This window comes from Mesorhizobium sp. BR-1-1-10 (assembly GCF_020165595.1).
Lineage (GTDB): Bacteria > Pseudomonadota > Alphaproteobacteria > Rhizobiales > Rhizobiaceae > Mesorhizobium > Mesorhizobium australicum.
In genome coordinates this window covers 49,684-70,617 of record NZ_JAIUIL010000001.1, presented here as the reverse complement: position 1 = coordinate 70,617, position 20,934 = coordinate 49,684, and the positions used below count along the sequence as shown (strand labels likewise).

General features: G+C 59.4%; 21 protein-coding genes, 1 pseudogene and 1 other annotated feature. Of the genes and pseudogenes, 7 read left to right on the top strand and 15 right to left on the bottom strand.

Features of this window, described 5'->3' with window-relative positions:
- Positions 1-182 precede the first annotated feature (182 nt).
- On the top strand, positions 183-1,901 hold the full coding sequence (locus LB555_RS00320) for a GMC family oxidoreductase (RefSeq protein WP_224682081.1): 1,719 nt from the start codon (positions 183-185) through the stop codon (positions 1,899-1,901).
- 122 nt (positions 1,902-2,023) lie between these two features.
- Here LB555_RS00320 and LB555_RS00315 read toward each other — a convergent pair whose 3' ends face one another.
- The 5 genes from LB555_RS00315 to LB555_RS00295 all read right to left on the bottom strand — a co-directional run bounded on the left by LB555_RS00315 (position 2,024) and on the right by LB555_RS00295 (position 7,904).
- Entirely contained in the window at positions 2,024-2,593 is a 570-nt protein-coding gene (locus LB555_RS00315) for a maleylpyruvate isomerase N-terminal domain-containing protein (RefSeq protein ID WP_140876941.1), read from the bottom strand.
- Positions 2,590-3,693 (bottom strand): cupin domain-containing protein, encoded by a 1,104-nt coding sequence (locus LB555_RS00310; RefSeq protein WP_140876943.1) that lies wholly within the window; start codon positions 3,691-3,693, stop codon positions 2,590-2,592. The genes LB555_RS00315 and LB555_RS00310 overlap by 4 nt, the downstream gene beginning before the upstream one ends.
- A gap of 29 nt (positions 3,694-3,722) precedes the next feature.
- Positions 3,723-4,367, bottom strand: a complete 645-nt coding sequence (gene maiA / locus LB555_RS00305; RefSeq protein ID WP_140876945.1) for a maleylacetoacetate isomerase — start codon at positions 4,365-4,367, stop codon at positions 3,723-3,725.
- A 32-nt stretch (positions 4,368-4,399) separates the two neighbouring features.
- Positions 4,400-5,098, bottom strand: a complete 699-nt coding sequence (locus LB555_RS00300) for a fumarylacetoacetate hydrolase family protein (protein ID WP_140876947.1) — start codon at positions 5,096-5,098, stop codon at positions 4,400-4,402.
- A gap of 64 nt (positions 5,099-5,162) precedes the next feature.
- Positions 5,163-7,904, bottom strand: coding sequence for a benzoate-CoA ligase family protein (locus LB555_RS00295; RefSeq protein WP_224682080.1), 2,742 nt, complete (start codon positions 7,902-7,904; stop codon positions 5,163-5,165).
- 95 nt (positions 7,905-7,999) lie between these two features.
- On the opposite strand from LB555_RS00295, the gene LB555_RS00290 reads away from it, so the two are divergent.
- Together LB555_RS00290 and LB555_RS00285 are read left to right on the top strand one after the other, a co-directional pair.
- Positions 8,000-8,410 (top strand): acyl-CoA thioesterase, encoded by a 411-nt coding sequence (locus LB555_RS00290; protein ID WP_181174035.1) that lies wholly within the window; start codon positions 8,000-8,002, stop codon positions 8,408-8,410.
- Positions 8,397-9,194: an IclR family transcriptional regulator gene (locus tag LB555_RS00285; RefSeq protein WP_224682079.1), complete on the top strand. Its 798-nt coding sequence runs from the start codon at positions 8,397-8,399 to the stop codon at positions 9,192-9,194. Before LB555_RS00290 ends, LB555_RS00285 begins: the two co-directional genes overlap by 14 nt.
- Before the next feature lie 231 nt (positions 9,195-9,425).
- Here LB555_RS00285 and LB555_RS00280 read toward each other — a convergent pair whose 3' ends face one another.
- From LB555_RS00280 to LB555_RS00270, 3 genes are all read right to left on the bottom strand, one after another.
- Positions 9,426-9,890, bottom strand: coding sequence for a LysR substrate-binding domain-containing protein (locus LB555_RS00280; RefSeq protein ID WP_224682078.1), 465 nt, complete (start codon positions 9,888-9,890; stop codon positions 9,426-9,428).
- Between the two features lie 303 nt (positions 9,891-10,193).
- Complete coding sequence (locus tag LB555_RS00275) at positions 10,194-10,652, bottom strand: hypothetical protein (protein WP_140876957.1); 459 nt, start codon at positions 10,650-10,652, stop codon at positions 10,194-10,196.
- Positions 10,653-10,709: 57 nt separating this feature from the next.
- The gene (locus tag LB555_RS00270; protein ID WP_140876959.1) at positions 10,710-11,312 is read right to left on the bottom strand and encodes a hypothetical protein; all 603 of its coding nucleotides are present in this window, start codon (positions 11,310-11,312) and stop codon (positions 10,710-10,712) included.
- A gap of 96 nt (positions 11,313-11,408) precedes the next feature.
- Here LB555_RS00270 and LB555_RS00265 point away from each other — a divergent pair, with 96 nt between their 5' ends.
- Positions 11,409-11,981: a helix-turn-helix domain-containing protein gene (locus LB555_RS00265; protein ID WP_140876961.1), complete on the top strand. Its 573-nt coding sequence runs from the start codon at positions 11,409-11,411 to the stop codon at positions 11,979-11,981.
- Between the two features lie 139 nt (positions 11,982-12,120).
- On the opposite strand, the gene LB555_RS00260 is transcribed toward LB555_RS00265, so the two are convergent.
- Positions 12,121-12,762, bottom strand: coding sequence for a sensor histidine kinase (locus LB555_RS00260; RefSeq protein ID WP_140876963.1), 642 nt, complete (start codon positions 12,760-12,762; stop codon positions 12,121-12,123).
- 165 nt (positions 12,763-12,927) lie between these two features.
- Between LB555_RS00260 and LB555_RS00255 the strand changes: the two genes are divergently transcribed.
- A complete protein-coding gene (locus LB555_RS00255) occupies positions 12,928-13,782 on the top strand; it encodes a hypothetical protein (RefSeq protein ID WP_140876965.1) in 855 nt (284 codons plus the stop codon).
- Here LB555_RS00255 and LB555_RS00250 read toward each other — a convergent pair.
- The 3 genes from LB555_RS00250 to LB555_RS00240 all read right to left on the bottom strand — a co-directional run bounded on the left by LB555_RS00250 (position 13,774) and on the right by LB555_RS00240 (position 15,766).
- Complete coding sequence (locus LB555_RS00250; RefSeq protein ID WP_181174036.1) at positions 13,774-14,145, bottom strand: hypothetical protein; 372 nt, start codon at positions 14,143-14,145, stop codon at positions 13,774-13,776. The genes LB555_RS00255 and LB555_RS00250 overlap by 9 nt on opposite strands.
- A gap of 188 nt (positions 14,146-14,333) precedes the next feature.
- A complete protein-coding gene (locus tag LB555_RS00245) occupies positions 14,334-14,630 on the bottom strand; it encodes a hypothetical protein (protein WP_140876967.1) in 297 nt (98 codons plus the stop codon).
- A gap of 578 nt (positions 14,631-15,208) precedes the next feature.
- On the bottom strand, positions 15,209-15,766 hold the full coding sequence (locus tag LB555_RS00240; RefSeq protein WP_140876969.1) for a dihydrofolate reductase family protein: 558 nt from the start codon (positions 15,764-15,766) through the stop codon (positions 15,209-15,211).
- Between the two features lie 434 nt (positions 15,767-16,200).
- On the opposite strand from LB555_RS00240, the gene LB555_RS00235 reads away from it, so the two are divergent.
- Positions 16,201-16,419, top strand: a complete 219-nt coding sequence (locus LB555_RS00235; protein WP_140876971.1) for a hypothetical protein — start codon at positions 16,201-16,203, stop codon at positions 16,417-16,419.
- A gap of 109 nt (positions 16,420-16,528) precedes the next feature.
- Here the strand turns inward: LB555_RS00235 and LB555_RS29420 are convergent, their stop codons facing one another.
- Positions 16,529-16,843 carry a helix-turn-helix domain-containing protein gene (locus LB555_RS29420; RefSeq protein WP_140876973.1) on the bottom strand — a complete coding sequence of 105 codons (315 nt, stop codon included), beginning with the start codon at positions 16,841-16,843 and terminating at the stop codon, positions 16,529-16,531.
- Positions 16,844-16,900: 57 nt separating this feature from the next.
- Between LB555_RS29420 and LB555_RS00225 the strand changes: the two are divergent.
- A pseudogene (locus LB555_RS00225) lies at positions 16,901-18,095 on the top strand (IS3 family transposase).
- Positions 17,184-17,300, top strand: a sequence feature (AL1L pseudoknot). It overlaps the preceding pseudogene by 117 nt.
- Positions 18,096-19,110: 1,015 nt before the next feature.
- Here LB555_RS00225 and LB555_RS29235 read toward each other — a convergent pair.
- Both LB555_RS29235 and LB555_RS00220 read right to left on the bottom strand, forming a co-directional pair.
- Complete coding sequence (locus LB555_RS29235; protein WP_263488819.1) at positions 19,111-19,587, bottom strand: autotransporter outer membrane beta-barrel domain-containing protein; 477 nt, start codon at positions 19,585-19,587, stop codon at positions 19,111-19,113.
- Entirely contained in the window at positions 19,484-20,914 is a 1,431-nt protein-coding gene (locus LB555_RS00220; protein WP_140876977.1) for an autotransporter outer membrane beta-barrel domain-containing protein, read from the bottom strand. Before LB555_RS00220 ends, LB555_RS29235 begins: the two co-directional genes overlap by 104 nt.
- Positions 20,915-20,934 lie beyond the last annotated feature (20 nt).

Below are 20,934 nucleotides of genomic sequence, written 5' to 3'. Positions count from 1 at the left end.
TGTCTCCCCGGATGACCTCCGCGGGGATTTCAATGCAGGGCAATTTCAGGTCGATCGGGGCACGGGCTGATGCCCGTGTTCAGGCGAAGCGTGGTTGAGTCCGGCGATGCGAAGGGCTGCGCCCATCGCTGGGGAGTTGTCGTGCGCTCGCGCGCGCAGTGCGCCATATTGGGAGGACATAAATGGCAAATCAGAAAGACCGGCAGCTCGAGGCATTCGAGCACTCGCTCATCACGGGGCGAATCGGCCGCCGCACGTTCGTAAGGGGAGCGCTTGCAACAGGCGTGCTTGCGATTTCTGGGGTTCAGGCGCTCGCCGATGAACTCGACGCGATCCGCGCCAACCAGGACAAGCGGCGTGCTTCGTTGGGGAAAAGCTATGATTACATCGTGGTCGGCACGGGCAGCAGCGGTTGCTCGCTTGTCGGCGCGCTAGCCAAGAACAGTTCCGCCAAGATTCTGGTGATCGAAGCAGGCGATTGGGATACTGCGCCGTCCGTGCAGGATCCTCGCGTCTGGTTTACGAATCTCGGCACCGAGCGCGACTGGGGCGATGCTGCCATTCCGAGCGCTGGCGTCAACAGCCGGTCGATCCCGGAACACACGGGCAGGGTCGTTGGCGGCGGCAGCAGCATCAACGCGACGATCTGGGCGCGTCCATTCAAGGCTGACCTCGACCATTGGGCCTCGGAGAGCGGCGACGACAAATGGAGCTATGACCATGGTCTCGAAATCTTTAAGAGGGTCGAGAACTGGCAGGGCACACCGAACGAGAAGTTCCGTGGCAAGGGCGGTCCTGTCTGGGTGCAGCCGGCCGCCGACCCGCTGCCGCTCGCATCGAGCGTGCTCGAGGGTTGCCGCGAGGTAAACCTGCCCGTGGTCGACGACCTGAACGGCGATCGCGAGATCACCGGCAACGGCTTCGGCTACATGAACCAGATCATCAAGGATGGCCGCCGCCAGAACATGGCCCGAGCATTCCTCTACCCGGTGCTCGGCCAGGAGAATGTGACGCTTCTCATCAATACCCAGGTCAACAGGATCGTGCTCGATGGTGACCGCGCGGTCGCGGTCGAATGCGTCCATCAGGGCCAGCCGCTGACTGTCGCCGCGGATCGCGAGATCATTTTGGCTGCGGGTGGCTTCAACACGCCGAAGCTGCTGATGCTGAGTGGCATCGGCGATGAGGCCGATCTGAAAGCCGTCGATCTGAAGACCCTGGTGAGTTCGCCGGAGGTCGGCAAGAACGTTCAGGACCACATCCTCCACGGCGGCTGCCTGTATGAAGCGCCGGCGGCGTTCGAATACAAGAACAGCGCCGCCAATATCTCCGGCTATTACAAGACGGACTCATCGCTGGAACTGCCCGATGTCAGCATCGTGCAGATCGAAATCCCCTATGCTAGTGAGGTCATCGCCAAGCAATATGCCCCACCGCCGACCAGCTGGGCGCTCTGCGCGGGTCTCGTGACACCGAAGAGCCGCGGAACGGTCAAACTCAAGTCCAGCAATTCCGACGATCGCCCTGTTGTGGATATGCAGTTCCTGAGCCACCCCGACGACGTCAAGACGTTGTCCAACAGCATCGAGATCGCACGCTCGATCGCCAATTCCAGCGCCATGAAACCCTTCGTGGTCCGTGAAGTCGCGCCCGGCAAGAAGCTCGAAGGCGAAGCCCTTGCGACCTTCGTCAGAGACGGCGCCACGACGTATTTCCATTCATCCGGTGCCTGCCGCATGGGCAAGGACGACAAGGCGGTGGTGGACAGCCAACTGCGTGTAAACGGTGTCCGCAACCTGCGGATTGCCGACAGCACGATCATGCCGCGCATTGTCGCCGTACCGACGATGCCGGCCTGTGTGCTGATCGGCCAGCGCATGGCCGAAATCCTCGCGGCCTGATCGTCAACGATGCTGGCGCCTGTACCGTAGGCGCCAGCCGGAGATTCCACGGGTTCTCTCGAAAATTGTACGACAGGTTCAGGCATGCGGATAGAGCATCGCTGCCTTGGGAAGCCTATCAGTCAGGCGCTCGGAGCATCCCGCAACAAGGCCGGAATATCGGCAAGCCGTCCGCCGGCATCGAGCTCCAATGCGGTTCGCCAGAGCGCACGCGCTCGCAGCAGCGGCGTATCCGTAATGAGCATGGAGTTGCCCACTGCGTCGCGCACCTGCAACTGCCAACCATCATCGGTCAGGTCACGCCATTCGACGTTGAGGTGAACCTCGGAGTGCGCAAGGAGATTTCGCAATGCCTGGGCCGGCAGCGTGGCGGCGAGATCGATCTCGGCCGGGTCAACCGTCAGATGGAAGGGCAGGATGTCCAACGCCGTATTCGAGCGCGCCCAGCCGACGCTTTCGGCAAGCATGCGAGCCTGCAATCCGATCGAGGCAATGAGCCAGCGCCGGTTCTTCTCATCGATGCGGGACGAGCCACTAAGCGCCTCGTCGTCGAGATTGTTGACCAGCCGCGCGAAATAGGCCGTGCCGCGCCTGGCCAGGTCGAGTGACCTGGCGGGAGCACCCGGTGCATCATAGCGCGCGCCTGCGCCCTGGCGGGCACGCAGTTCCGCGCGTGCCTCCGCCTCGTTCACGGCCGCGCTCCCTCGACCAGCGTCCGCCCGAAATTCAGGCGCTCGACGATCGGCGCATCCGAGAAGCGGAACAGGTCGAATTGCGTTTCGGCCTGAAGCGACCACTGTACCCAGGATGGGATAACGAAAATGTCGCCGATGTCGAGTCCATGCTCGGTACCGTCGATCACCACGCCGCCGCGTCCCTCGAAAACCTGGAAGATCGTCGATCCGACTTCGCGGCGGGGCGCGGTTTGGGCGCCGGCGCGCAGGCGGTGGAACTCGCAACGGATCGTCGACATGACGTCACCGCCGGTGGTCGGATTGACGTAGCGTATCGCGGCATGGCCCTGTTCGACCGTTGCGGGCTGCCCCTCTTCCTCAAGCAGAAGCTGCTCGGTCAGTGCGCGGTCCGTGTGCTCCCAGCGATAGGCGCCGATGGGGGTATTGGCGGTATCCTGAAGCTTTGAAAGCGGGCGCAAACCGGGATGACACCAAAGGCGCTCGGAACGGGAAAAGCGCGGTGTTGCATAATCCGTCACGCGTTCGGCGCCGAATTCGAAGAAGCCGACATCGTTCTGGAATGAGAACGGGATGTCCAGGCCATCGATCCAGGCCATCGGATGATCGGTGTCGTTATGATGGCCATGGAAGTACCAGCCAGGCGTAAGAAGCAGATCGCCGCGGCTCATACGTACGGAATCGCCGTTGACCACGGTCCAGACGCCATCGCCCTCGACGACGAACCGGAAGGCGTTCTGCGAATGTCGATGTTCGGGTGCGGTCTCGCGCGGGCCAAGGTACTGGATCGCGCACCACAGGGTCGGGCTGATATAGGCGTGGCCGCCAAGGCCGGGATTGGCGAGGCCGAGCGCCCGCCGTTCGCCGCCACGCCCGACAGGAACGAGATCGCCCGAGCGCTGCGCCAGTGGCAAGAGGTTTGCCCATTTCCAGATATGGGGAACGGCCCGTGGCCTGGGATGCTTCGGCATCAGGTTGCCGATCTGCGTCCAGAGCGGCTTGATGTTTTCCCGCTCGAAGCCGGCATAAAGTTCGCGCAGTTCGGGCGTATCCTCAGGCTGCATGGAATGTGCCTTGGGCTTCGCTGCCGTGTCATCCATGAAAGTTCTCCTTCGTCGGGCTTGGCGGCCTATCTGGCATCCGGCTGAACCAACGGCGCGGCGTCTCTGAAAGCCGGAATCGCATCGAGCCGGGTGAAAATGCCGGCGATCGTGGGCCAGGCCTGGAGATCGATGTCGAAACGCTTGTTGTTCCAGACCTGTGCATAGAGGCAGATGTCGGCCAAGGTGGGCACCTCGCCGTGGCAAAAAATGCCGGTGGCCGCATCTTTCGACAAGGACGCCTCGAGCGCGTCGAAAGTCAACGTGACCCAACGCACGAACCAGGCCTTCTGGGCATCGTCGCCGGCGCCGAACGCGTCGCCCAGATATTGCAGTACACGCAGGTTGTTCAGCGGGTGCACCTCGCATGCGATCATGAAGGCAAGGGCACGGACCCTTGCCCGGGCATCTGGATCGGCGGGAAGCAGCGGCTTGTCGGGATATGTCTCGTCCAGCCATTCGATGATGGCAAGGGACTGGGTCATGAACGATCCGTCTTCGCGCTCCAGCACGGGAACAAGGCCGGCGGGGTTCATGGCGAGATAGTCGGCCGTACGGGTATCTCCACGCCTCAGCACATAGGGAATGTAGTCGTAGTCGAGACCCTTGAACTTCAGCGCCGCCCTGAGCCGGGTGGACGTCGAGGACCTGAAGAAATTGTGCAGCTTGAACATATCACGCCGCCTTGGGGCCGATCGTGAACATATCACGCCGCCTTGGAGCCGATCGTGGTGGAAATGCTGCCGAGACCATAGATCGCCACCACGCAGGTATCGCCCGGAGAAAGGGCGCCGACGCCGGCGGGCGTGCCCGTCATGATCAGGTCGCCTGGCTTGAGGGTGAAGGACTGCGACAGGATCGAGATGATCTCGGGAACCGACCAGATAAGCTCCTGGAGATCGGCGTCCTGCTTCGTCTCGCCATTGACGGTCAGCTTGATCGAGCCCGAGGACGGGTGACCGGCGGTCGCGACAGAATGGATCGGGCCGATGACGGCGGAATTGTCGAAGCCCTTGCCTTCATCCCAGGGCCGGCCCTTATCGCGGGCCTCGAGCTGGATGTCCCGGCGCGTCAGGTCGTTTCCGACCGCATAGCCCCATACGTGCTTGAGGGAATCTTCCACGTCGACATTGGTAGCCTCAACGCCGATCGCCACGACCAGCTCGGCCTCGTAATGGAAGTTGGATGTTCTCGGGGGATACGCCACGCTTACGCCGCTATCCACGGCGGCATCGGCCGGCTTGGCAAAGAAGAATGGCGCTTCCCGGTCTGGATCCTTTCCCATCTCTCTTGCATGCGCGGCATAATTCCTGCCGACGCAGAAAATCCTCCGCACCGGAAAGCGATCTTCTGAGCCCTGCACGGCAACGGACGGTTGGCGAGGAGGGGCAATAACGAATTTCACTGGATACTCCTTTAATCAGGCCGGGCGCGGGCGGGCATCGCGGCGTGGCCCCACATTCTGGTTTTCAGGCGGCCGAAGCATCCTGAAGCAGCGCTTGACGGTCGATCTTTCCCGTTCCTGTCTTGGGAATTTCCCGCACATACTCGATGATGCGGGGATATTTGTGCGGTTGCAGCCGGGCCTTGACGAAGTCGGCAAGCTCCCGGGAGCGTGTATCACCGGCAGCCAGCCCGGAACGGAGCTGGACGACTGCACGAAGTGTCATGCGCTGATCGGGAAGCTTATGCGCCATGACGGCGCACTCCTGCACATCCGGATGCTCGCTCAGGCACCGTTCCACCTCCAGTGGCCAGACCCATTGACCGGAGACCTTGATGAGATCATCGGCACGTCCCTGGAAGTAGTAGTAGCCGTCGGTCTCGATGAAGCGGTCGCCGGTATAGATCCAGTCCCCCCGCATCGTTTCACGGGTCTTGTCCGGCCTGTTCCAGTAGCAGGGCGTCGATGAATGGCCGCGCACGAACATCAGGCCCTCTTCGCCGGGCTGGGCCGGTTGGCCGTCCGGCGTTTGGAGCCGGATTTCGTAACCCGGCACCCGGCAGCCTGCCGAACCGATGCGATGATCGTCCTTCTTGTTGGAAAGATAGATATGCAGCATTTCGGTGGAGCCGAGCCCTTCCGTCGGCCCATGACCGGTCAGCTGTTTCCATGAAGTGTAGACTTCCTGAGACAGGATCTCGGCCGCGGACATAGACAGGCGAAGCGAGGACAGGTCGCGCTTCTCGACCTCCTTGCTGTGGACAAGTGCCGTGTAGAGTGTGGGGAGGCCGAAAATGACCGTCGGCCGGTATTTCTCAACTGCGTCGAGGACAGCTTCCGGCCGGGGCTGGCCCGCTAGCAGCAGGCTCGTCGCGCCCACCGCGAACGGAAACAGCAGCGAGTTGCCGAAGCCATAGGCAAAATAGGCCTTGGGCACGGAGAACCCGATGTCATCGACCTGCAGATCGAGCACGCGGGCGCCGAAGGTCTGCTGGCTATAGGCCATGTCATGATGAAGATGCACGATGCCCTTCGGACGTCCCGTCGAACCGGACGAATACATCCAGAACGCCATGTCGTCAGGCGTCGTCGGCGTGCATTCCAGTGTTTCCGAATGCCCCGCGAGAAAGGCGTCGGACCTTATCAGCCCAGGACCGTCGCATTCGCCGTTGACGATGACCGTCTGCTTCAGCAGCGAGCCCTCGACAGCCTGATCCGCGAACATTGTGGCGAAGGCCGCTTCGCAAACCGCGATCGTCGCCGATGTGTCCTTCAGGAAGAAGTTCAGGACATCCGGACGGGTCTGGATGTTGAGAAGCACGGGAACGAAGCCCGCACGCACGGCGCCGAAGAATGCCTCGGGGAAGGATGGTGTGTCGTCGAGGAAGAACGGTATTCTGTCGCCCTGCGCCAGGCCGGCCGCCTTGAATGCGTTGCCCCATCGTGCCGCTTCCGCGATGAGCTCCCGATAGGTCCGCGACCCCGCCGGTCCGATGACCGCGAGTTTTTCCGGATTGCGTTCGAGATTGTCCCAGAGGAACGAGGAGCAATTCGGATGGTCTGCCTTGCGGAAACCGATCTCCTCGGCACCCGACGTTCCGTCGCCGACGGGATCGATGATCGCGGCCGGCGTCGCCGCCTTTTCGCGCTCGTAACGCGCCACGAATTCCGGCGCGAGTCGCCGCATCCGATCCAAATCCATGCGGCCCGAACGCGACATGTAATCGAATGCGAAGTCGAGCGGCGGAAGCTCCATCTTCGATGCGAAATCTTCGTACCAGCGCGCGGATGTGTTGGCTGCATTGACGATTTTCTTGGCGATCGGCGGCCGCTCGGCCTGATAGGCGGCGAGAGCCTCATCGACATCGTCAATGGTCGACAGCTTGTCGACGAGAGCGATCGCGTCCTCCAGCGCCAGCCGGGTCCCCGATCCGATCGAGAAATGCGCGGTATGTGCAGCATCCCCCAGGAGGACGTGCCGGCCCGCGACCCACTTTTCGCACCATAGTTTCGGGAACTGGCGCCACATGGACTTATTGGTAACGAGTTGAGCGCCTTCCAGCACTTCCGAGAACAGACGCTCGCACATCTGTGCGCTCTCCTGCTCGCTCTTGGAAGCGAAACCATACCGCTGGAACGTTGCATCGTCACATTCCACGATGAACGTGCTTCTGTTCTTCTCGAACCGATAATGGTGGGCATTCAAGGCGCCGAGCTCAGCGTCTATGAAGGTCTGCGTGAGCGTTTCGAACGGCCGGTTCGTGCCGAACCACGCGAAGTGGTTGGTGAAGTGCTCGAGATTGGTCCCGAACTCGGTTTCGGAGCTTCGACGGATGAGGGAGTTCAGTCCATCTGCGCCGACGATCAACTCAGCATCGAGCTCGTCAAGGGTCATGACCTGATGCGAGAAACGGAGTTCGACGCCCATGGATTGCGCCTGTCGCCGCAGGATTTCGATAATCTCCAATCGCCCGATTGCCGAGAACCCTACTCCATCCAGGGTCACGTTGCCCTTCGGCAGATTGAGCGTCATGTTCTTCCAACGCTCCATATGTGGCGTGATCAGATCATATATCGCAGGATCGGAAGCCTTGAGGAAATCCAGAGCCTGGTCGGAGAAAACGACGCCGAAGCCAAAGGTCGCGCCCGAGGGATTTTGTTCGGTCACGCGCAACTTCACGTGCGGCATGAACCGGCGCATTAGGATGGCCGTGTAGAGACCCGCGGGACCTGCCCCAAGAATTTCGACGTTAGCAAGCCGTGCCATCTCTCCTCCTCTAAGATCGCTCGACAATCATTGCCGGCCAGATTAGTCTCATTTCCAGAATGTGCAATGAGTTTTTAATCGTGGAAAAATTGGACATGGAGCATCTGACCCGGGTCGAGGTGACATTCGGCGATTGCGATCCCGCTGGCATCGTATTTTATCCCAATATTTTCAGATGGTTGGACAAAACCTTCCATGATTGGCTGAAGACTGCGGGGGGGCATGCCGCCATCTGTGAACAACTGGATGCGATAGGTCTTGGCCTATTCGACACCAAGACCCAATTTCACAGGCCGCTGACTGATGGCGATATCCTCGAAGTGACGCTGGCCTTAAAAATATGGAACCGCAAGGCCATCGTCCTGGCCTATGAGGGAAAGGTCGACGGACAGTTGAGGTTCGCCGCACAGGAGACCAGGGGGCTTTTCAAGCGCAGCAGCGATGCTATGTTCGCGGCCGAAGTCGCACCATTCAGGGAGGTTATGGAAGCAGTTGGCCAAGGATGAGGGAGCCGCGAGGCAAAGCGCTGGAATTCAGTCCCTCGATGCAGCGCTGCGCGTTCTCAACACGGTCGTGGCCTTTCGTGAGCCTGTAACTCTTTCTGAGTTGGCTCGCACGTGCCGAATGCCGGTTAGCAAGGTGCATCGCTACTTGTCTTCCTTCATGAAGGTTGGGCTGGTCGCGCAAACTGGGAGGTCCGGAAAATATCTGCTTGGGCCCGGCGCACTTCAGCTTGGTCTGGCTGCCATTGGCCGGCATGATTTCGTCAACTTCGCGGCAGACGGTGTCGCCGAACTTTGCGCCGAAACGGGCATGACGGCGCTTCTTTCCGTGTGGGGCAACGGTGGTGCAACCGTTGTTCGCTGGGAGCGCGCAGAGTCCCCCACCGTTACGTCGATGGGACTCGGCACTACGCTGCCATTGTTGAATTCGGCCACGGGAAGAGCCTTTCTCGCCTGGGCTCCACCGGCGGCCATAAAGGCATCTTGTGACGCGGAACTGCGCCGCATCAAGAAGAACCCCTCTATAGCGCCCGATCTCGAACCCACCGTCAATGGGATCGAAAAGTTGAACAGGCTTACAAGGGAAAGGGGCTACGCCTTCGTTGAGGGTAAATTTATTCCGGGTCTGGTCGCCATTGCCGCGCCTATCTTAGACTGGCAGCATGAAGCCCAAGCAGTTATCACCCTGATCGGGACAGATACGGAAGCGATCAAGCCGGGCTCCTCGGAAGTTATAAGCCTCGTGGCATTCTGCGCGGAGAAATCCGTCGTGCCGCCGTCAATCTGAAATGATAGGTACGACAATCTTCGCGCGCGATGCAGGCACTGTTATTGGTCAATCAATTGATCTTTCACACTTAGCGACAATCAAGTAATCCGATAGTTACAGTCGGTTCCTGCCATTCACAATTACTATTGCATTTGCCCGGAAACGAAACGCGGGCACGAGGAAGTTTTATACTTCGTCGATTGGCTGATCGCCGAGGCCTCACTGATTCTGGGCTATCGTCACAACACGCTATTTCCTTAAAGTCCGAAAGTAGCTTCGCGGCATGGAATAGATAGGAGGGGTTACCAACCGCCCCTCGTCAAGATCTCGCGCGGAGATGATCTCATCGCTGAGGGCGACACCGAAACCGTCTCGAGCTGCCTGAAGAACGATTCCGAAGTCGTCGAAATAGACGTCGGTCAGGCCGACATGGCCGCCTCCAACCGCTCCCTGATAGCGCCGCCACTGCGAACCATCATCTTCATGCAGCAACCGGTGATAAGCTAGGTCGCTTGGCTGCCGAATAGCGGTCGGACCGCGCAGAAGTTGCGGGCTGCATACAGGGGTCATGTGGATTCCGTGAAGAAGCCGCCACCAAAATCCCGGCCATGGCGGGATGCCATATACAACCGCGACATCGGTTTTCTTCCAGTCCACGCCCTGAAACTGGCCGGACGTCGTCACGGTAAGCCTGAAGCGTGGGTTGTCGGCCATGAAGTTGAACAAGCGGCGTTAAGCTATTGAATTTCTAGTTCCATAAGATGATTATGCGACTTTCATCAGTAAAAGATAATACTTCTTAACATTTCAACGTATTTATAGCACCTTATTCCGCCTTGCCGATTGTAATCTACAGCATTACTATCAGTTTCCCTCAGATCGACAGATCGATGTTAAACGGCCCCCATCTCACCCTCAGATTAAAACTTGGTGGGCGACTATGGACTCTTCTTAACCGCCCGCGTCCCAAGTGGGACCCTATCGGCCTTCGCTCGCTCGCCTCCCCTCTCGGTGCACTCACTTGTGTGGCATGCAATAGACCCCCTTGGATTCCATCAGAACCGCGCCCCCCTTCAACTCGCTCAGTGCGCCGACCCACGCTTGCGAATAAGTGCGTCTGGCATCCACGGCCGTCAGCCAAAGAACGCGATTGTCGGACAGTTCAACTTTAACTTCCTGCTGCAAAGGGCTCCCCTGCACGGTCTGTTGATAGTGGCGTTTGATCCTGACATTGCCGGCCGGAAACTCGGCTTCGTTGCTGCCGTAGTTCAGCACAAATCCAGTGCGGTCCTCAGCCGCCGAGCAACTGCCATCACGCTCGCACACGATTTTGGTAGCTGTGTTGCAGTCCCATTTTAGTGAAGCGGGCCACATAGGATTGTCCACGTTTGATCGCGGCTTGTCGCTCTGACCAGCCGCTGTCAACACAGCGCCTGTGTTCAAAATCACAGTGGACAGGAGAAGCACCTTGAACACTACAAACCTCGCTGAATTGTGACCCCCATAGCGACCCGTCCTGAGTGATCGCCTTGCCTATGGCATGTTGAGGTTAAACCAGCTTTTCTGGCGTATGCCGTTCGCATCGTCATACTCGATGAACCAGGGTTTTTCTCGCATCGGTCGATAGATGGTGAAGTAGGTGGGACCATTTCCAGCGGAATGCCCACTATCGTTGCCCGTGCTCTGGATTTCTGCCGTCACCAACTTACCGTTGATTTCGATTTGGACCGGACGTGATCCGTCTCCATGATGCCCGCCGAGGGCGTTGTTTTTGAAATCAACGGGCCGGGAGAGCCTATCGGCAGCGATGCGGCAGATATTTCGTTCTTGACCTAAGCCCGGCCGATCGGATTCGGAGCTGCCAACTGCTTGCCAGCCAGACGGACAATCCTCATACTTCTCGAATCTCGCCGCGCTGGAGTTGGCTTGCGGACAGGTCGGCCAATTAAAACCCGGGGCTTCCATCGCTGCGATCAACTTGTAAATTGGAGGGTGGCACGAGGGGGTGCCTTGCCAGTCGCCGGAAAGACATAGGAGGACCTGACATCCCCATTCCGACGCTTTTGATTGGGATGGAAGAGCCGCTGTGCCCGCCAGCGCGACGGCACTCGCCAGAAGGAATTTGAGTATGGTCATAGCCTTTTCCTCGCTGCGGATTTGACAGTTTACTATGGATGATCCGCGCGAAAAAGGACAGATCGAAAAGGCAGGTTTGTGCGAGTACACCGATTTATGAAACGAGACGACGCGGGCGCGGTCAACAACCCGTTGCGCGCCAACATAGCCCTGGCGCTTGAGCGGGAGAGAGCCAAACGTGTCCTTTCCCATATGCACATGGCCGAGCTGTTTCGGACCGCCGAGGGCGAAAAACTGGCCTATCGAACCTACATCCAGACCGTGCGTCAGAAAAATAATGTCACATTAACGACGCTGCAGATCATGGCAAACGGCTTGCAAGTTTCTTTTGCAGGGCTGCTCGCCGGCGGCAAGAAAGTTCCGGAATGGGCGCATCGGTTAGACGACAATGCGATCCGCAAGAGGCTGGCACACATCATCGATTTTGAGCGACAACGACGTACTTTGCACCGCTATGAAATGGCCGAGCTCATCGGCGTGGCGGAGGCGACATACATGAAATTGGAACGCGCGAGCGGCAATATCAGCGTCGACACGATTGCCGCGATCGCCAAAGCGTTGAGGCTTGATCCAGCGACCTTCCTCTTTTCTGATAAAATTCCGCCAACAACTGATCCACCCGTTATTAATCCAGCCGGGCGCGCAGGTAGTCCTCTCAGTGAGACATGAGACACCTGCACAACCAATATCCGTCCCTGAGGCAACGACGGTAATGATCTAATCTTTGTTCTCGCGAACGGGTTCAGTTGACAAATGGAAACTGACCCTCGTCAGATGCAAAAGCAGTGTTGGTTCGGATCGGGCCACTCTACCCACGAGCTTCTTTTCGCCCGCGCCTGAGGAGCGACTGCCATGAAGTGGCGGCAGTCGAGTGCACTGGAATCCTGATTCCTACGGTTGTGCCGGCACCGGGTGCGCTGTTGATAATAAGTCTTCCTTTCAGCGTCGAGACCATCTGGGAACATGCGGTCAGTCCAAGGCCAGTATGATTTCCAGCCCGCGTTGAAAAGAATGGGGTCGTCGCTTTTGCAACGATTTCAGGTGGCATGCCTGTGCCTTTATCCGTCACTTCTAGCATGAGATAACTGCACGGGAGGAATGGGTGCCGCTTGAGTGTCGCGGAGATGAGAACTCGTTCGTTTTTGACGCTGAATAACGCGGCCAGAGCGTTTTCTATCAGCTCGTTGACCACCAACCGGAACGGCGCCGCCGGTACAGGGTGCAGGCGCGCTTTGGGATCGACCAAGACTTGCACCAAACTGCCGCGATCGCGCGTGATATCCTCGAGCAGTCGGCCGAGCGCCATGGTGCTTGAATCTTGTGGTGCATAGGCGATCTGAAGCACACCGTTGGTGATCGATTCCAGTTCGGCAGCAGCACTGCGCGCAGCCTCAAGCATTTCGCCGCTCGGCTGCTTGTCTGGTTGTGCGTGCTCAAGAAACAGCCTCAAGGCGCCACTCGAAATCGGTCAGGTCATATCGGCTCATGTCGAGCTTGAATCAGAATCCAGTGCAATATGAAAGACGTCAGTTGGAAAACGACGCATTGCAGACGTTGCGACAATTCAGTGGCAGCCGCTAACTCTTCCGCAATCGGCATCATGTAGAGGCGGGGAATGATACGACGCCCCTTGTCTTCGTTCGTTTTGGTCACTTGCCTCGTGATGGTTAGCAACAATTTGGCATCGTGCTCGCCCTCGCCAAAACATGTCTCGGATGCTGATATCGATTTTCTCGCCTCCGATGCTCATGTCGTTGTCGGCGACGTGCCTCTCGTCTTGCCCTTTATTGCGCTCACCGGTTATGTCGCCGCGAAACCGTCATTCTCGCTAAACAGACAGCAAGATCGCCATGCGGCGACAGATCGCTTGGAGGCGTTTCGCAAGGCTGCCACCAACCCCCAAGGCGCGGCGAAGATGGATCAGCTTGAGATTGAGGTATATGCGTATGGATGGAATGACCTCGACCCGCAGCCGTTCAAAAGGATCTGTGCTCGGCTTAGCCGGCAATGGTCCAAGTCCGTTTGCGATGACCCATGGGCGGCGCTTAAGCAGGCGATGCCGGAAAATCGCTTTTATGTCGTCGACGACAGGAAATTTGATGCGTTCGACAACCATTTCACCGTTGGCGGCGAACGCGTCTCCGACCAACTTCATTCGATGCAACTGAGGGTTAACGAAGCTTCTGTCGTTTGTGATCGGAACCTCAAGTCTTCCAAAACCAATTTTTGCACGGCAGCAATACCAATCAAACAGCATCTTGCTGCAGTATGGACGGTTTGGGATAGCACTGGTGAGAGCCATTCTCGGCAAGCTGAGCGCGAAGGCAAAGCCATCACGGCATTTGTGCGCCACGCTATTGGACCGTCCGAGGACTTCCCGGCTCTTTTCGCAGAGGCATGCCGACTGAGGAACCCCAAGAGCAGTATCGGGCCGGGTGGCAGCCTTTGCGGTGGTCCTATTTCAAAATAGCGCTAACTCCGCTTCAACCCCATCTCGGTCAATCCCATTTATGAGTTCACGGCCTAGCACTCTGGCGCGCTCGCGCGGCACGGGCGTTATGCCGTCGGGAAGCCTGATTGGTTCGTCGTTCATCTGCGGAAAGATGCCATGAGACCGCTTGACGGGCAAGGAATTTGTTCCTTTTCTGTTCTCATGGCGCAAGATCCGATCGACATGCTGGGGAAGGCGACTCGGCACAATATGCTTGTGAAGGTGGAATGCAGTTGCGGCAACGTCCGCTACTGCAGATCGGCCGATCTCATAATGGTCTATGGCGGCGGCGTTGATCCTTGAAGCTGAAATTCGACTGCAACCGGTGCAGCCATCGGTCAAGATCACGCTCCTCGAGGTCCACCCAAACACCTTCCCAAGAAGCTGATGATCCACAAGCCGATGAAGATGGACGGCAAGATCACCTGGTACACCGAAAGGTTTCGGGGATGAGCGGCCTTTCTCGGCGGCCCGAAGATGCCTGCCGCGTATCTCTACAACTAGCGATTTGGTTTCGCTTCCCCTTCGGGCTACCTCTGGTCGTTTGTCTGGCCCACCTGCCGGGCCAATTCCGAGAAGGGCGGCACCCCGGTCTCGTCCTGCGAAAGATTGGCGAGCTGCAGCAGCCTCAACGGGAAACAGATCGCATCCCTGTTGGCCGGCGACATGTCCTCGTAGACCCGCTCTTCCCCTATAACTGAAGCTTCAGCCTTGCGTAGCGCATCGTCGATTGCATCGATCGACAATATCCCATTGTGGACGAGCGCGTTGTTGATGGCCGCTACTGCCATCATCAGCCCCTCTAGTTGCAGGTTTGCGACGTTCATCGTTGCTCCGTTTGACGATGTAATCAACTCGATGCGCGTCAGGAGGTTCCTGCATGCGAACACTTGGCGCCAGGTGCTCCGGCAGAAGTGTCCGGAGCTGCCCGCTTCACATTGGCTCACCTCAGGGGCTCGCATCGATACGTGGCACGAGCAGCCGACGATGGAGAGGCAAAGCCTGAAGTCGTCAAAGGGCGCGAACGCTAGCAGCTCAGGTGGACGCATTGGCGACGCTGCCGGCCCTTGCCGGCCGCCAAAGTAAGGCCCTGAAGCTACACGCGTTGGCACGGTCCATCCATGACCAGGATCGCCAGTTGCCGCACTCGGTTTGAGCAACCAAAGCACGGCGCGCTGGGGCCTGGAAGCCCGCGCCCCTCGGCAGAAGAGCGCGGGCCGACCAAGTTTGCCCTTGGCCAGCAATGCGAAGGGATGCGCGACGTTGACCCTCGGATGAGAAGCCGCGATCGCCGACAACATCTCCAGCATCACCCTAGCTCCCATCAAAAGGAGGGACATGTCCCTGTGGAGAGGCGGCGTCCTGCGGCGCGCTGATCCGAGATCCAGCGCGACAAGCCGCTAGGTCAGCGCGCACGCCGGTAATGCATGGCGACCGCGCCGCTACGGAGCGGCTTGGCCGAGATCAGTTCGAGTCGTCGTGTGCTGGGCAGCCCGCCCTGGTAGAGGGTCGGTCCGTGGCCGGCGATCCTCGGGTGGACAAGGAATTTGTACTCGTCGATCAGGTCCAGTCGGCCCAACTCGGCCGCTAACTTGCCGCTGCCGAGGAGCACACCAGCAGGGGTTGCGTCCTTGAGCCCCTGGACCACCGTGCAAAGGTCGCCAGCGATACGGTGGCTGTTCGTCCAGGGGAAAGCCTCTCGCTTCGAGGACACTACGTACTTCGGCTTGGCCTCCAACTTAACCGCCCATTCCCATATCGCCGACGGCGCCTCCACCTCGCCGCGGGCGACCGCGGGCCAGTAGCTTTCCATCATTTCGTAGGTGACGCGACCCCACAGCATCGCCCCGGCCTCGTCCAGAAGGCGTGTGAAGAAGGCATGGGTCTCATCATCGGCTATACCCTCCTGATGGTCGACGCAGCCATCCAAGGTAACGTTTATGCTGAAGGTCAATACTCCCATGCAGCGACCCTAGCCAATACCATGCAGAACACCTACGCCCATTGCTTACGGCTCATGTTGAATTCGTCAAATGAGGTCGAAAGCCGTCGCTGAAATCGGAGCCCTTTAACGGCCGCATTTGATCCTCGACATCCGATAGCGGACCGGAGACCGCCCGTTGTAGCCATCCAATAAAGATGCTTGCGGGAAGAAACTGTCGCGTTCACTAGGCAGCGAGGCAGCGGGGCAGCAAGGTAGGCATCTTGTGAAGCAACGAGGCTGTGACAGTAGATTTTGAGAGACCGGACTGTAAGTGGCGGTGCTGTCACAGAGCTTAGCCAGCCCGTCGAGCCTCGATCACGCCAAAATTGATTGCGGAATTCACACTCTTGTCGCACTCTCCGAGCTTCGTAGCCTTTTGGAGGAAGGCTATGTTGTACCCCGGTCATGTTGTCATGGACGACGAGCTCGCCATGCTGACCCGCGTCTACAAGGCCATCTGCCTAGAGCGTGGGATTCCGTTTGACAGCCCGCGCCGGGAGAAAGTCGCGGCCCACATTTTCATGCTCTTCATGAACGGGTTCACCGACGAGGATGAACTGCTGTTCACCATGCGGAATCGCGGTCCGCTTGTGCCGCCTTACCAGACAGCCGACCTGGCGCAGGTTCGTTAGACAGCAATCAGCTTGCCGAGCATCTTGCGCTCTTCCACGTTGTGGCCGACAGCCAGACGCACAATTCGCGTCAAGGCCGCAAAGAGAAATATTAAAAACAACAGGCTATCTATCGGATCGCTCCCAGCCATTGACTTGCGCCCGCACCTCGGAACGATCGTCTCCATTGCGAAGGGCTGACGCCGAACCGATCTAGGAACTGCGTACGGAAAGTCACGGCACTACCGAACCCCGCGTCGAGTGCAATTTGCTCAAGGGAGCGGTTACTCGCCTCCAGATGATGCTGTGCCAGTGTTAGGCGCTGGTCACTCAGCCAAGAAATGAAGCTTGTTCCCATCGTCTCATGGAAATTTCTAGTGAAACTACGGCGGCTCATACCCAATCTACCGGCCACTGCACGCCGCGGTAAGGTGATTGCTATCATATCTCGATCTGAACCGCACCGGGTGGATCGGAGGCTCTAACTCCTGAAGGTGGAGCCATGACAAGCAAGACGACCAACAAGTTCTCTCCCGAGGTCCGAGCCCGTGCGGTGCGGCTGGTCCTGGATCACGGAGGCGAGGATGCCTCGCAGTGGGCGGCGGTGTCATCGATCGCCGCCACAATCGGCTGCACGGCGCAGACGCTGCATGAGTGGGTGAAGAAGGCCGAGCGCGACAGTGGCGTGCGAGCCGGTGTGCCACGGATGTGGCGACGAAACTCAAAGCTTTGGAGCGCGAGAACCGCGAGCTTCGCTAGGCCAACGAGATCCTTCGCAAGGCTTCCGCGTATTTGCCCAGGCGGAGCTCGACCGCCGGTTCAAGCCAATGATCGCGTTCATCGACGATCACCGCGAGGCGCATGGGGTCGAGCTGATCTGCAAGGTGCTGCCGATCGCCTCGTCGACCTACCACGACAATGTCGCCAAGCGCATCGATCCCTCCCGGTTCGGCTCGGGCGAAGCGGGACGAAGCTTTGAAGGATGAGGTCCGACGCGTGTTCGAGGCTAACGTCCGCGTCTACGGCCTTTGCAAGGTCTGGCGGCAGTGCAGCGCGAAGGCTTCGATGTCGCCCGCTGCACGGTTGCCCGCCTGATGAAAGCCATGGGCCTCGAAGGCATCATCCACGGCAGGCCGATCCGCACCACGGTGAGCGACAAGGCGGAACCTTGCCCTCTCGATCACGTCAATCGCCAGTTCCATGCCCCGGCGCCGAACATGCTGTGGGGCTCCGACTTCACCTACGTCGCGACTTGGACCGGCTTCGTCAATGTTGCCTTTGTCATTGACACTTATGCCCGTCGGGTCGTTGGCTGGCGGGCGAGCCGGACGGCGCATGCGAGCTTCGTCCTGGACGCTCTGGAACAGGCTCTCCACGATCGGCGGCCAATCAATTGCGGTGGGCTCGTGCACCATAGCGATAGAGGCAGCCAATACGTCAGCTTCGATACACCGAGCGTTGGCGGAGGCCGGCGTTGAGCCCCTCTGTGGGTAGCGTCGGCGACAGCTACGACAATGCTCTCGTCGAAACGATCAACGGTCTCTACAAGGCCGAGGTCATTCACCGACGCGGACCCCTGGCGCTCATTCGAGGCGGTTGAGTTCGCGACGCTCGAATGGGTCGACTGGTTCAACAATCGCCGGCTGCTGGAGCCCATCAGCAACATCCCGCCGGCCGAAGCCGAGGAGCGCTACTAGCCAGGGGGAGCTGTCGTTCTGGAAGAGCGGCGACCTCATGGCGACTGAAAAGTCTGCAATCTCGAAAGCGGTTCCGTGAGCGGCCGCCTCTCGGCGGGAAAGATGACCGCCGCCTACTGAAACTCTCGGTGTTGCGAGGCGACAGATTGCGGACGTTTGGACCTTGCATCTGTTAAGGGCTTGTCGGAGTTCGCAGTGTTCAACCTTAACCGAGTTAGAAAGGGGGTGATCCCAGATCGCTCAACTTTTGCGACGGCAAGTCTGCAAGCGTCAACGTTTACCCGCTGTCACAGCCGAAACCTCTTCCTTGATGACGGTCACAGAGCTCACCGGCTAATTGAAAATGTCTATCGTTACCACCCGCCCAATGCCGAATGGTGGCGGGCTTTTTATTGACACTCGTCCCGCAACTCGAACTGCTCGGTAGGGCAAGCTGGCGTACTGGATACTCGCCAGCTCCGGTAGTCTGTCACTTCAAGGAAATGATCAACTCATCTGGGAAGCGTCAGTGGGCGCCCTGTAGCTTGCTCGGCGGCTCTGAAAGAGGTGCTGGCCTCTATGTGATACTCGGCAAGCATTCGCCCCGACATCTCGCTGCTCGGGGACGAGGGCAAATCCTTCCAGGCGATCATGAAGGAGGGGGTTTTCTATAAGAACGAACTTTCCCACTAAGGGCGTTCGACAAGATGGAGGCTGTGGCGAGGGCGACGGGTCCTCGCGGTTTATGCCGGAGGCCGCGAGCGCCGCGCTGACGGCGGCTTCGTTATCGTACATGGCTGCCATATCGATAAGGCGGAAGCCGAGGGGGCAAGCCCGCTTTCGACCAACGAACGGGCGGCGTCGCCCGGCATCCGGAATGTACCGAGCCCCAAACGGGGAATACGACGCCTCGAGTTAATCCGACTCCATGATCGTTCCTTTGAATTGCGTGGGACGCGGCGGCAGACCCTCCCTGCTCAGCTGTTCGCGAACAGTTGCAAATGGAGGCGCTGAGAACATGCCTCGCAACGCCAGACTAGAATTTTACAATTAAATCGATCTTTGTCCCTTGATCAGCCACAGCCTCGCCAAACTGCCTGGAATAGGAAAGTCCGAGGGTGGCATTACGGGCGAGCCACAGGTCAAGACCAACTTCCAGCAGCGCTGCATCTTTGAGTATCTGCACGCCGGCAACGCCGAAGGGATCGCCACCAGCGAAGGCCACGGTCGACAGCGGCGTGATATCGCGAAAGGCGTGACGCCAGCCGAGCATGCCGCGCGCGGTGGCGTCAAGTGTGCCGAGCGCCAGGCCGGTCGTGCCGCGCAGGCCGAGCGTGGTGAAGGTGGCATCGGTGGTCGAGCCTGTGCTGGTCAGGGCCGCCGGACCACCCCTTTCGGTGAAGCCATAGCTATGTACTCTGACATAAGCGAGGTTGGCGAACGGCTCGAACTTGACGCCGCTTCCGGCATCGATCTTGTTCGAGTTCGCCAAAGACCTGCGCGGTGCCGGCATCGTAGTCGGCCGACAGGCCATCGGCAAAACCGGTGAAGGCAACGGAACGATGCGCCGAAAGACTGTTCCAGCTATAGGCGGCACCGCTGCGGATGGCGAGGGCACCCCAGTTGGTGCCGCCGTACAGGCCGAGATGATAGCTGTCGGCCTTGGCGGAAGAATTGCGATCGGCGGCATCGAGGGAGGAATGGCTGTAGCCACCGAGCAAACCGAGACGCCAGCCGCCCACCAGCGTGTCGGCGCCCGCCAGCACGCCGCCGCTTGAGCGATCGAGTGCGGCGGCGTTGCCGTCGGAATCCGCATTCCCCCACGCACCGAAGGTCTGGCCCCAGACGGCGAACCGGTCAGTGTCAGCGGCGGCCATTTCGGGACCACCTTCGCCATAGGCCATCACCGACAGCTCGGTTGCGTCGGGGTCACCGAAAGCGGCACGAATGCGGCTGGTCGCGGCATCGCGCAGGAAGCGGCTGTCCTCGACCAGCATGCCCTTGACCGATGAATGGATTTCGCCCGAAAGCTGGTCGAAGGCTGCCTGGGCCTGGGTATCGGTGGCGAGATCGGCGAGGGCGGTGAACAGCGGACCGGATTGCGGCATGCTGTCCAGCCCTTCGCCGGTGGCGATCTGATTGGGCGTCCGGCCCGCATCGCCGAAATCGCGCACCTTGGTCACGTCGAGATAGGCGTTGTTGATGTCATAACTGTCCGTCACCGACACGAATGCTGTGTTGGTGACCCCGGTAACGGAAGCGAACTCCGTTCCGCCAAGCCCGCTATCGGCGGTCAGCACCTTGAACTGACCAATGGCGAGGCCGTTTGTGCTGACCGCCAGCGTGGCCCCGCTCAGATCGGCGCTGCCGGTCACGCTGGCGAACGACGACGTGACAGGATCAACGAACACCTGGTAAGTGCCGTCGTTACAGCTGAGATTGCCGGCAACCGTGAGGGAGCTTCCCGGCCCGCCGGACCCTGGCGCCAACACACCACCGTCAACGATGGTGTCGCCGACCGCTCCCTTCCCCTTCAGTGTGCCGCCCGGCTTAATTGTGATCAGAGACGATGATGCGAGCGAGCCATTTACGACGAGTGTGCCGCCATCCACATTGGTCGCCCCCGTGAAGCCCGAACTGTCGGCGGTCAGGAAGGTCGTCCCGCTGTCATGGTTCAGAGTGTGAGTACCGGTACCGGTGCTGGCGAGGGCCGCGGAGAATTCGTAGGCCGTGCCAGTATGGTTGAAGACCAGGGTGCCGATGCCGTCGCCAAAATTCAGCTGCGCGGCATCCAGAGTTCCCGGCGCGGCGGCCGTAATGGTCGCCGCTGCACCGATCACAAGCGTGCCGGTGCTGGTAG

What these genes read in the sequence shown, in the direction of transcription:
- LB555_RS00320 (WP_224682081.1), top strand. Translation starts at nt 183, where the DNA reads ATGGCAAATCAGAAAGACCGGCAGCTCGAGGCATTCGAGCACTCGCTC.
- LB555_RS00310 (WP_140876943.1), bottom strand. Translation starts at nt 3,693, where the DNA reads ATGGATGACACGGCAGCGAAGCCCAAGGCACATTCCATGCAGCCTGAG.
- maiA (WP_140876945.1), bottom strand. Translation starts at nt 4,367, where the DNA reads ATGTTCAAGCTGCACAATTTCTTCAGGTCCTCGACGTCCACCCGGCTC.
- LB555_RS00295 (WP_224682080.1), bottom strand. Translation starts at nt 7,904, where the DNA reads ATGGCACGGCTTGCTAACGTCGAAATTCTTGGGGCAGGTCCCGCGGGT.
- LB555_RS00290 (WP_181174035.1), top strand. Translation starts at nt 8,000, where the DNA reads ATGGAGCATCTGACCCGGGTCGAGGTGACATTCGGCGATTGCGATCCC.
- LB555_RS00280 (WP_224682078.1), bottom strand. Translation starts at nt 9,890, where the DNA reads ATGGCCGACAACCCACGCTTCAGGCTTACCGTGACGACGTCCGGCCAG.
- LB555_RS00270 (WP_140876959.1), bottom strand. Translation starts at nt 11,312, where the DNA reads ATGACCATACTCAAATTCCTTCTGGCGAGTGCCGTCGCGCTGGCGGGC.
- LB555_RS00265 (WP_140876961.1), top strand. Translation starts at nt 11,409, where the DNA reads ATGAAACGAGACGACGCGGGCGCGGTCAACAACCCGTTGCGCGCCAAC.
- LB555_RS00255 (WP_140876965.1), top strand. Translation starts at nt 12,928, where the DNA reads ATGATACGACGCCCCTTGTCTTCGTTCGTTTTGGTCACTTGCCTCGTG.
- LB555_RS00245 (WP_140876967.1), bottom strand. Translation starts at nt 14,630, where the DNA reads ATGAACGTCGCAAACCTGCAACTAGAGGGGCTGATGATGGCAGTAGCG.
- LB555_RS00240 (WP_140876969.1), bottom strand. Translation starts at nt 15,766, where the DNA reads ATGGGAGTATTGACCTTCAGCATAAACGTTACCTTGGATGGCTGCGTC.
- LB555_RS00235 (WP_140876971.1), top strand. Translation starts at nt 16,201, where the DNA reads ATGGACGACGAGCTCGCCATGCTGACCCGCGTCTACAAGGCCATCTGC.
- LB555_RS29420 (WP_140876973.1), bottom strand. Translation starts at nt 16,843, where the DNA reads ATGATAGCAATCACCTTACCGCGGCGTGCAGTGGCCGGTAGATTGGGT.
- LB555_RS29235 (WP_263488819.1), bottom strand. Translation starts at nt 19,587, where the DNA reads ATGCCGGCACCGCGCAGGTCTTTGGCGAACTCGAACAAGATCGATGCC.